The sequence below is a fragment of the Streptomyces torulosus genome (assembly GCF_001419765.1).
Classification (GTDB): domain Bacteria; phylum Actinomycetota; class Actinomycetes; order Streptomycetales; family Streptomycetaceae; genus Streptomyces; species Streptomyces torulosus.
This window is the reverse complement of the sequence record NZ_LIRK01000704.1, coordinates 1-9,246: the sequence shown is the minus strand read 5'-3', so window position 1 is coordinate 9,246 and position 9,246 is coordinate 1. Positions and strand designations below refer to the sequence as shown.

Below are 9,246 nucleotides of genomic sequence, written 5' to 3'. Positions count from 1 at the left end.
ACGGCGACCGGTCGCCGTACCAAGATTGTCCGCATGTCTGACATCAAGAGTCCCCTGCCCCGCGAGGTCGCCGACGCGTATGTCGACGACCTGATCGCCCTCGACCCGCTGACCGGTACCTACCTCGGTGTGAAGGAGAGTTCGAGCAGGCTGCCGGACACCTCGCCCGCCGGTCTGGAGGCCCGTGCGGAGCTGATCCGGACGACGCTGGCCCGGCTCGACGAGGCGGAGCGGCGACCGGGCGCGGACAGCGACATCGAACGCCGGTGCGCGCGCCTGCTGCGCGAGCGCCTCACCGCCGAACTCGCCGTGCACAAGGCCGACGAGGATCTGCGCGCGGTCGGCAACATGGCGACGCCGCCGCACGAGGTGCGTGAGGTCTTCACCATCACCCCGGCGGAGACCGAGGAGGACTGGGCGGCGATCGCGGAGCGGCTGCGCGCGGTGCCGACGGCGTACGCCGGATACCGCGAGTCGCTCGCCCTCGGCCTGGACCGCAAGCTGTACGCGGCTCCGCGGCCGACCGCGACCTTCATCGGGCAGCTCACCGAGTGGGCGGACACGGACGGCGCGGGGCGCGGCTGGTTCGAGGACTTCGCTTCGGAGGGCCCGGAGTCCCTGCGCGCCGAGCTGGACGAGGCGGCCCGCGGGGCGACGCGTGCCGTGGTGGAGCTGCGCGACTGGATGCGCGACGTGTACGCCCCGGCGATCGAGGGCGCCCCGAACACGGTGGGCCGTGAGCGGTACGCCCGGCTGGCCCGCTACTTCACGGGGGCGGACCTGGACCTCGACGAGGCGTACGCGTACGGCTGGTCGGAGTTCCACCGGCTGCTCGGCGAGATGAGGCAGGAGGCCGAGAAGATCCTTCCGGGCGCCGCGACGCCGTGGGTGGCGCTGGCGCATCTGGACGAGCACGGCCGGCACATCGAGGGCGTCGACGAGGTCCGCGCATGGCTCCAGTCGCTGATGGACGGCGCGATCGAAGCCCTCGACGGCACCCACTTCGACCTGGCGGAGCCGGTGCGGAAGGTGGAGTCGTGCATCGCCCCGCCCGGTGGTGCCGCCGCCCCGTACTACTCGGCACCGAGCGAGGACTTCTCCCGTCCGGGCCGCACCTGGCTGCCGACGATGGGGGCGACCCGCTTCCCGGTGTACGACCTGGTGTCCACCTGGTACCACGAGGGCGTCCCCGGCCATCACCTCCAGCTGGCGCAGTGGGTGTACGTCAAGGACGACCTCTCCCGCTACCAGGCGACGATCGGCGGGGTCAGCGCCAACGCCGAGGGCTGGGCGCTGTACGCGGAGCGGCTCATGGACGAGCTGGGCTTCCTCAAGGACGCGGAGGAGCGGCTCGGTTATCTCGACGCGCAGATGATGCGCGCTGCCCGCGTCATCGTCGACATCGGTATGCACCTGGAGCTGGAGATCCCGGCGGACTCCCCCTTCCACCCGGGCGAGCGCTGGACCCCGGAGCTGGCCGAGGAGTTCTTCGGCTCCCACAGCAGCCGCCCGGCGGACTTCGTGGAGAGCGAGCTGACGCGCTATCTGACCATCCCCGGGCAGGCCATCGGCTACAAGCTCGGCGAGCGGGCCTGGCTGCTCGGCCGTGAGAAGGCCCGGCAGCGCCGCGGCGACGCGTTCGACGCGAAGGCCTGGCACATGGCCGCCCTCTCCCAGGGCTCCCTCGGCCTGGACGATCTGGTGGACGAACTCTCCCAGCTGTGACCCGAGCGCGCCGGGCCCACCCGACCGCACCACCGGGCCCGGCCGCCGGCCGCCGACCGACCCGGACCAGCCAGGAATCGCCCGAAGCGGCTCGGATCAACCCGCACCGCCTCGGCCCGGAGCAGACCGGCTGGGAGCAGACCGGCTGGGAGCAGACCGGCTCGGATCAGACCCGCTCGGGTCGGCTCGGATCAGCCCGCCGACCGTCGGACCCGCACCAGACGGAGCCCCGCCCAGGGCCCCGTCGGGACGTACGCGGCGCTGACCCCGTAGTGTCCGGGCGCCAACTCCACCCGCACAGGGTCGGTCGCCGTGGCGACGCGCCCGGGGCGGGCCGCGTCGAAGAGGACGAGCGGTCCCGGCACACGCCACTCCAGAGCGGGCTCCCACACGGCGTCGTCGAGGGCGGCGGGCACCTCGGCGAGGAGCCGCGCCTCGGCGCCGGCCGCGTACCGGCGGACGAAGAGGCCGTGCTCGGGGAGGTACGCGGTGGCGGTCGGTTCACCGCCCAGTACCAGGGCGCGGGTGTCGCCGACGGGCAGCAGCCCGGCGTGGCCGGGGACGTCGCAGGCGCGGTCGTAGTCGGAGGACGTCTCGTCGCCGTCGGCGCCCGCCCAGAACGGCAGGACCGCTTCCGGCACGGCTATGAGCGGTCCAGCAGCAGACTCCACCCACCGCACCACACCTGGAACCACCGAATCCGCACAACGAGCCATGCCCAGAAGTTACACGCCCGCCCACTCGCTCAACTCAGCGGGTGGTCACGCTTCTTGACAGAGTGTCAGTAGTTAGGCGGTCAGCAGCCGCAGTCCTCGGCGTCCACCGGCGCGGTCAGCGGGTCCGCCGCGCGCCGCTCGACGCCCTCCCAGGTCTCGTACGCGAAGCCCTCGCGGGCCCAGTACTCGAAGCCGCCGAGCATCTCCTTGACCTGGAAGCCGAGTTCGGCGAGGGCGAGGGCGGCCCGGGTCGCGCCGTTGCAGCCGGGGCCCCAGCAGTAGGTGACGACGGGCACGGACCTGTCGAGGAGCTGTTCGGCCTGCTCGGGGATGAGGGCGGTGGGCAGGTGGACCGCGCCGGGGATGTGCCCCTGGTCCCAGGACGCGGTGGACCGGGAGTCGAGGACGACGAAGCCGGGGTCGCCGTCGGCCGCGAGCGCGGCGGCCACGTCGGAGACGTCGGCGTGGAAGACGAGGCCGGCCCGGAAGTAGGCGGCTGCCTCGGCCGGGGCGGCGGGGGCGACCCTCAGGACAGGGTTCACGGCGGTCGTGGTGGTCATCTCGGGGCCTCTCTCTGCCCGGCGCTGCGGCCGACTCCTCGACGGGGCCGCCGTCCGGCCCCGCCGACCAGAAATCTACGGCCGGTGATCCTCTTCCTGAAGGGGCATTCCACGGCCTGAGCCTTGCCCGGCCGGGGAATCCCCTGCTATCTCTCCCCCATGACCGTGAATTCCCCGTACGTTCCGGACGCCACCGACTGGCGCATCCTCGACGTCCTCCAGCGTGACGGCCGGGCGAGCTTCGCCGATCTGGCGCGTGCCGTGTCGATGTCGGCGAGCGCCGTCACCGAGCGGGTGCGGCGACTGGAGGAGGCAGGCGTCATCCAGGGGTACGCGGCCGTGGTGGAACCGGAGCGGCTGGGCCTGCCGATCCTGGCGTTCGTACGCCTCAGGTACCCCAACGGCAACTACAAGCCGTTCCACGACCTGGTGGCCGTCACCCCCGAGATCCTGGAGGCGCACCACGTCACGGGCGACGACTGCTTCGTGATCAAGGTTGCCGCCCGTTCGATGCGCCATCTGGAGGAGGTGTCGGGGAAGATCGGTTCGCTGGGCTCCGTCACGACCAGCGTCGTGTACTCCTCACCACTCCCCCGGCGCCCTCTCGGCCGCTGACGCCCCTGATCAGGCTGTCGTGCGCTGCCGTACGACCGACCCCGACCGGTCCTTCACGACCTCCAGTTGTGCGTGGATCCGCCGCCTCAGGTCCCCCACATGGCTGACGATGCCGACGCTGCGGTCCCGCTCGCGAAGCGCGTCGAGGACGTCGAGGACCTCGTCGAGGGTCTGGTCGTCGAGGCTGCCGAACCCCTCGTCGATGAAGAGGGTGTCGAGGCGTACGCCGCCGGCCTCGTCGGTGACGACGTCGGCGAGGCCCAGCGCCAGCGCGAGGGACGCGAAGAACGTCTCGCCGCCGGAGAGCGTGGCCGTGTCCCGCTCCCGGCCGGTCCAGGCGTCGACGACGTGCAGGCCGAGCCCGCTGCGCCCGCGTCCGGACCGGTCGTCGGAGTGGACGAGGGTGTAGCGGCCGGAGGACATCCGCTGGAGCCGTACGGTCGCGGCGGCGGCGACCTGTTCGAGACGGGCGGCCAGGACGTACGCCTCCAGGCGCATCTTGCGCTCGTTGTCCGCGGCGGTGCCCGCGGCGAGTCCCGCCATGCGGGCGACGCGGTCGTACTCCTCCCGCAGCGGTGCCAGCCGCCGCACGGAGGCGGCGGCCCGTGCGGACAGCCGGTCGAGCGCGGCGCTGCGCCGCTCGGCCTCGTCCCAGGCGGACACGGTCCGCTGAAGGCGCCGGGCGGCGGCCTCGGCGGCCCGCTCGGCGCCCGCGACATCGGCGGACGGCCGCTGGGCCGCGGCGGCCGTCTCGGGCTCGGCGAGCACGGCACGCACCGCCGCCTCCTCCGACTGCCAGGCGTCGAGGCGCCGTTGCAGGTCCCGGTGGGCCCCGGCGTCGAGGAGCGCCGCGGCGGCGGCCTGCGGTGTGTCGAACCCGGCGCGGAAGGCGGCGTCGGCGAGGCGTGCGTCGGCGTCCTTGAGCCGCTGCGCGGTGTCGTCGGCGGCGCGCACGGCCTCGGCGGCCTCGGCGAGCCGGGCAGCCCGGAGTTCCAGTTGCCCGGCCCGCTCGGCCACGCTCCGGGCCTCACCCCTGGCCTGCGTCAACTCCTCCTCCAAAGCGGCCCGTTCCCGTTCCAGGGTGTCCCGCCGGGTGTTGCGGGTGGCGGCCCGGACCGCGGCCTCCTGTCGTGCGGCGGCCCGCCGGTCGCGCTCCCGTTCGGCGTGCAGCAGCGCCTCCTGCGCGGGATGCAGGTCCGAGGCGCCACGCCGGGCCCGGGCGTAGTCCCGGTCCACCTCCTCGGCCAGCGCGGCGAGTCGGTCGGTCGGTGTGTCACCGGCCTCCGCGCTCGCGGCGGCCAGCGCCCGCCGCAGGTCCCCGAGGCGCCGTTCCGCCTCGGCGCGCTCCTCGTCGGCCCGCTGGAACGCGGTGAGCGCCCCTTCCTCCGCCTCGCGGTCGACGTGCCCGGCGTCCTTGCGGGCGGGCGCGGGGTGGTCGGTGCCGCCGCAGACGGCGCACGGCCGGCCGTCGACCAGCTCGGCGGCCAACTCGGCGGCGATGCCGTTCAGGCGCTGTTCCTTGAGGTCCAGCCAGTGGGCGCGCGCGTCCCCGGCACGCTCCGTGAGCCGGAGCACGTCCGCCCGGGCCTCGTCGGTGTCCCGGTCGAGCCGGTCCCGCTCGCGGGCTGCCCGCAGCCGCCTCTCGGCGGGCTCGCGCTGGACGGCGAGCTGCTCGGCCCGGGTGGCGGCCTCCTGGGCGGCCTCGACGCGGGCCTGCAGCTCGGCCCGTGCGGTGTCCCAGTCGGCCAGCCAGCCCTCGGCGTCCTGGAGGACGTCCTCGTCGGCGCGCTCCTCACTGTCGAGTTCGGCGCGCTCGGCGAGGAGGTCGGCCAGCTTCCGCTCGGCACGGCGGGCCGACGCCAGGCCGCCCAGTTCCTCCGACGCCTTTCGGGCGGCGGCCGCGAGCCCGGCGGCGCCGGCGTCGGCGTGTTCCGCGGGCAGGGCGGCACGCGTGCGTGCCTCGTCCGCGCTCGCCCTGCGGTGCGCGGTCTCGGCCTCGTCCCGCAGATCGAGCGCTGGTTCCACGGCCTCGGCCTTGCGGCCGCGTTCCATGCGTTCGCGGTCCGCCCGGTGGGCGTCGGCCCGCTCCTCGAGCTTCCGGGCCCGCTCCCGCGCCTCGGCGAACCGCCTCTGGAGCCGGGCCACTTCACGTACGTCGTCCAGGTCGCGCTCGGCGGCCGCGTGCGCGGACTCGGCCGCGGCCCGCGCGCAGTGGGCGATGGTGAGCTGCTCCCGTGCGGTGCTGCGGGCGACGGCGGCCCAGCCGAGGACGGCTTCGGCGAGTCCCGGATCGCCCGGCGCGAGCTGGGGCGGGGCGAAGTCGCCGCCGGCGGCCTGCTGCATGCGGTGGGCGTCGGCGAGCAGGTCGGTGTCGCCCTCGCGGACCTGTGCCTCGGTGGCCCGGCGCCGGTCGGCGAGGCGCTTCTCGACGGCGGCGAAACGCTGGGTGTCGAACAGCCGGCCGAGCAGTCGGCCACGGGCCTCGGCGTCGGCCCGCAGGAACCGGGCGAAGTCGCCCTGCGGCAACAGCACCACCTGGCAGAACTGCTCCCGGCTCATCCCGAGGACGTGGGTGATCTCCTCGCCGATCTCCTGGTGGGACCGGCTGAGGTCCTTCCAGGCGCCCGCGGCGGCGTCGTACTCCCGCAGCCAGCTCTGCGCCTTGTCGACCGTCGTGCCCTGCCGCTTGCCCTTCTTGGGCCGCTCCCAGGGCGGCTGCCGGGTGAGTTCCAACCGGCGTCCGGTGACGGTCAGTTCGAGGCGGACCTCGGTGCGTGTCGCGGGGTCCGCGTGGTCGCTGCGCAGGGTCATGCCCTGGCCGTTCTGGCGGGCGCCGGGCACCGAGCCGTACAGGGCGTAGCAGACGGCGTCCAGGACGGACGTCTTGCCGGCGCCGGTCGGGCCGTGCAGCAGGAAGAGGCCGGCGGCCGACAGGTCGTCGAAGTCGACGGACTGGGTGCCGCCGAAGGGGCCGAAGGCGGTGATGTCGAGCCGGTGCAGTCTCATCGGGCGGTCTCCCGGAGGGTCTCGTCGGCCCGTACGGCGTCGAAGGCGTCCCGGAGCACGGCCTGTTCGTGGCTGTCGGGGCCGGTGCCGCGCACATGGGCCACGAAGTCCTCCGCGATCTGCTGGTCGTCACGGCCCGCGAGGCGCCGGGCGTAGGAGACGTCCGGGTCGTCGGGGGCGCGTTCCGGGTCGAAGACGAGGCTGAGGGTGTGAGGGAAGCGCGCGCAGAGCCGGGCCATGGGTTCGGCGGGCCGCACCGGGTCGGTGAGGGTGGCCTCGACCCACGCGTCCTCGTGCCGGGCGAGGCCGGGGTCGTCGAGGAGCTCGTCCAACCGGCCCCGGAGGCGGGCGAGTCGGCGCGGCACGGGGCAGTCGACGCGCTCGGCGTCGATCGAGCCGTCGACACCGAGGTCGACCAGCCACATGCTCTTGCGGTGGTCGGCCTCCGAGAAGGAGTACGGCAGAGGGGAGCCCGAGTAGCGGACGCGTTCGGTGAGGGTCTGGCTGCCGTGCAGATGGCCCAGGGCGACGTAGTCGACGCCGTCGAAGACCCCGGCGGGCACGGACGAGACCCCGCCGACGGAGATGTCCCGCTCGCTGTCGCTGGGCGCGCCGCCGGTGACGAAGGCATGGGCGAGGACGACGGAACGGGTGCCCGGCGCGCGGGTGGCCAGGTCGGAGCGGACGCGGTCCATGGCGGCGGCGAGCACGGCCTCGTGGCCCGGCCTGTCCACCGCGAACTCGTCCTTGACCAGCGCGGGTTCGAGGTACGGCAGCCCGTAGAAGGCGACGTCGCCATGGGCGTCGGCGAGGACCACCGGCACTCCCGCCGCGGAGGCGTCGGTGCGCAGGTGGATGCCCGCACGGCCCATGAGCCCGGAGCCGACGCCGAGCCGACGCGCCGAGTCGTGGTTCCCGGAGATCATCACCGTGGGGACGCCCAGGTCGGCGAGGCGGTGCAGGGCGTCGTCGTACAGCTCGACGGCGGCCAGTGGCGGCACCGCCCGGTCGTACACGTCCCCGGACACGACCACCGCGTCCACCTCGCGCTCCCGCACGGTGGTGACGAGGTGGCCGATGAACTCGGCCTGCGCCCCGAGCATGCTCACACGGTGGAACGCCCGACCGAGATGCCAGTCGGAGGTGTGCAGAATCCTCAAGACGCCACTCCGACCCGCATGTTTCCCCTCATCCCTCCCTGGACCCGCCTGCCCCCGCGGCGACCGACCCGTACCGCGTCGGCGCACCGACCACGCTAATACCTGTCGGCACCTGGTCTTGCACGGTCCGGCACACTCACCGGTTCGTGGAAACACGTCGGCATTTCGCGGGGAATGCCGACGAATTGGAGGAAATGGACGCGATTCTCGCCACAGTCACGGGTCATTCGCGGGTCGGCACGCCTGTCACGCGTCGCCGTACGCCTCCCCGCCGAGTTCGAAGCCGGCCGTGCCCGCGGTGGTGTCGGCGAGCCAGGCGCGGAACGCGGGCACGTCGGCGTCGGGGAGCCCGATCTCGATGGTGACGGCCTCCCCGTAGCGGACGTCGCGGACCTCGCGCCCGGTGGCCCGCAGGTCGTTCTGCACCTTGCCGGCGCGCTGGTGGTCGACGGTGACCGTCGCGAGGCGGAAGCGCCGGCGGGTGAGGGTGCCGAGCGCGTCCAGCGCCTCGCCCACGGCGCCGCCGTACGCCCTGATGAGGCCGCCGGCGCCCAGTTTGACGCCGCCGTAGTACCGAGTGACGACGGTGACGACGTAGCGCATGTCACGCCGCATCAGCATCTGCAGCATGGGGACACCGGCGGTGCCGCCGGGCTCCCCGTCGTCACTCGCCTTCTGCACGGCGGCATCGGCGCCGATGACGTACGCGTAGCAGTTGTGCGTGGCGTCGGCGTGCTCCTTGCGGACGGCCGCGACGAACTCCTGGGCCTCCCGCTCGGTGGCGGCCGGGGCGACCGCGCACAGGAAACGTGAGCGGTTGACCTCGGTCTCGTGCACGCCGGCGCGGGCGACGGTGCGGTACTCGTCCTGCATCGGGCCAGCCTATGCGCAGCCCGGAACGCGTCGGCGCCGGGCGTGCGCGCCGACGGTCACGGCGAAGCCAGGGGCCCGCCGTCAGTCCTTCTTCCCGCCCCGGGCCACGATCAGGTCCGTCAGGAGGGCTGTGCCCGGGGTCAGGGCGGACCAGGTGTCGCCGTGCCAGGCGAGGACGGCGACGGCGGAGGTCGGGAACTTGGTGCGGACGGTGTCCAGGGCGTCGTCGAGCGCGTCACCGGCCAGGTCCAGCACCAGTTCCTCCAGGCCCGGGTTGTGCCCCACCAGCAGCAGGGTCCGGACCCCGTCGGGGACCTCGTGCACGACGTCCAGCAGTTCCGCCGCGTCGGCGGCGTACACGCGCGGGTCGAGGCGTACGGGCGGCGGCGTCCCCCACTGGGCGGCGACCGCCTCCCAGGTCTGGGTGGCCCGGACGGCCGTGGAGCACAGGGCGAGGTCGGGCAGGCAGTCCGCCTCGGCGAGGGCCCGCCCGGCGGCGGGGGCGTCGCGGCGGCCGCGCGCGGCCAGGGGGCGCTCGTGGTCGGGCACGCCCACCGGCCAGGCCGACTTGGCGTGCCCGACCACGAGCGC

At 74.2% G+C, this 9,246-nt stretch carries 8 protein-coding genes; 2 read left to right on the top strand and 6 right to left on the bottom strand.

Going from position 1 to position 9,246, the window contains the following annotated elements; translation table 11 throughout:
* Positions 1 to 33: 33 nt before the first annotated feature.
* A complete protein-coding gene (locus AOK23_RS37935) occupies positions 34 to 1,725 on the top strand; it encodes a DUF885 domain-containing protein (RefSeq protein WP_055717020.1) in 1,692 nt (563 codons plus the stop codon).
* Between the two features lie 191 nt (positions 1,726 to 1,916).
* On the opposite strand, the gene AOK23_RS37930 is transcribed toward AOK23_RS37935, so the two are convergent.
* Together AOK23_RS37930 and AOK23_RS37925 are read right to left on the bottom strand one after the other, a co-directional pair.
* Positions 1,917 to 2,441, bottom strand: coding sequence for an Imm21 family immunity protein (locus tag AOK23_RS37930; RefSeq protein ID WP_055717019.1), 525 nt, complete (start codon positions 2,439 to 2,441; stop codon positions 1,917 to 1,919).
* Between the two features lie 80 nt (positions 2,442 to 2,521).
* Positions 2,522 to 3,001, bottom strand: coding sequence for a rhodanese-like domain-containing protein (locus AOK23_RS37925; protein ID WP_055717018.1), 480 nt, complete (start codon positions 2,999 to 3,001; stop codon positions 2,522 to 2,524).
* A 159-nt stretch (positions 3,002 to 3,160) separates the two neighbouring features.
* Here AOK23_RS37925 and AOK23_RS37920 point away from each other — a divergent pair, with 159 nt between their 5' ends.
* Complete coding sequence (locus AOK23_RS37920; protein ID WP_055515094.1) at positions 3,161 to 3,616, top strand: Lrp/AsnC family transcriptional regulator; 456 nt, start codon at positions 3,161 to 3,163, stop codon at positions 3,614 to 3,616.
* A 9-nt stretch (positions 3,617 to 3,625) separates the two neighbouring features.
* Here AOK23_RS37920 and AOK23_RS37915 read toward each other — a convergent pair whose 3' ends face one another.
* The 4 genes from AOK23_RS37915 to AOK23_RS37900 form a co-directional block, all read right to left on the bottom strand.
* Entirely contained in the window at positions 3,626 to 6,622 is a 2,997-nt protein-coding gene (locus AOK23_RS37915; protein ID WP_055717017.1) for an AAA family ATPase, read from the bottom strand.
* A complete protein-coding gene (locus tag AOK23_RS37910) occupies positions 6,619 to 7,782 on the bottom strand; it encodes an exonuclease SbcCD subunit D (RefSeq protein ID WP_055717016.1) in 1,164 nt (387 codons plus the stop codon). The genes AOK23_RS37915 and AOK23_RS37910 overlap by 4 nt, the downstream gene beginning before the upstream one ends.
* Positions 7,783 to 8,028: 246 nt before the next feature.
* Positions 8,029 to 8,655, bottom strand: coding sequence for a YigZ family protein (locus tag AOK23_RS37905; protein ID WP_055717015.1), 627 nt, complete (start codon positions 8,653 to 8,655; stop codon positions 8,029 to 8,031).
* An 81-nt stretch (positions 8,656 to 8,736) separates the two neighbouring features.
* Positions 8,737 to 9,246 (bottom strand): SixA phosphatase family protein (locus AOK23_RS37900; RefSeq protein ID WP_063791475.1); only part of this gene is annotated, 510 nt, incomplete at its 5' end.

Excerpts from the sequence above, each read along its gene's own strand:
- AOK23_RS37935 (WP_055717020.1), top strand. The coding sequence starts at position 34 with ATGTCTGACATCAAGAGTCCCCTGCCCCGCGAGGTCGCCGACGCGTAT.
- AOK23_RS37930 (WP_055717019.1), bottom strand. The coding sequence starts at position 2,441 with ATGGCTCGTTGTGCGGATTCGGTGGTTCCAGGTGTGGTGCGGTGGGTG.
- AOK23_RS37925 (WP_055717018.1), bottom strand. The coding sequence starts at position 3,001 with ATGACCACCACGACCGCCGTGAACCCTGTCCTGAGGGTCGCCCCCGCC.
- AOK23_RS37920 (WP_055515094.1), top strand. The coding sequence starts at position 3,161 with ATGACCGTGAATTCCCCGTACGTTCCGGACGCCACCGACTGGCGCATC.
- AOK23_RS37915 (WP_055717017.1), bottom strand. The coding sequence starts at position 6,622 with ATGAGACTGCACCGGCTCGACATCACCGCCTTCGGCCCCTTCGGCGGC.
- AOK23_RS37905 (WP_055717015.1), bottom strand. The coding sequence starts at position 8,655 with ATGCAGGACGAGTACCGCACCGTCGCCCGCGCCGGCGTGCACGAGACC.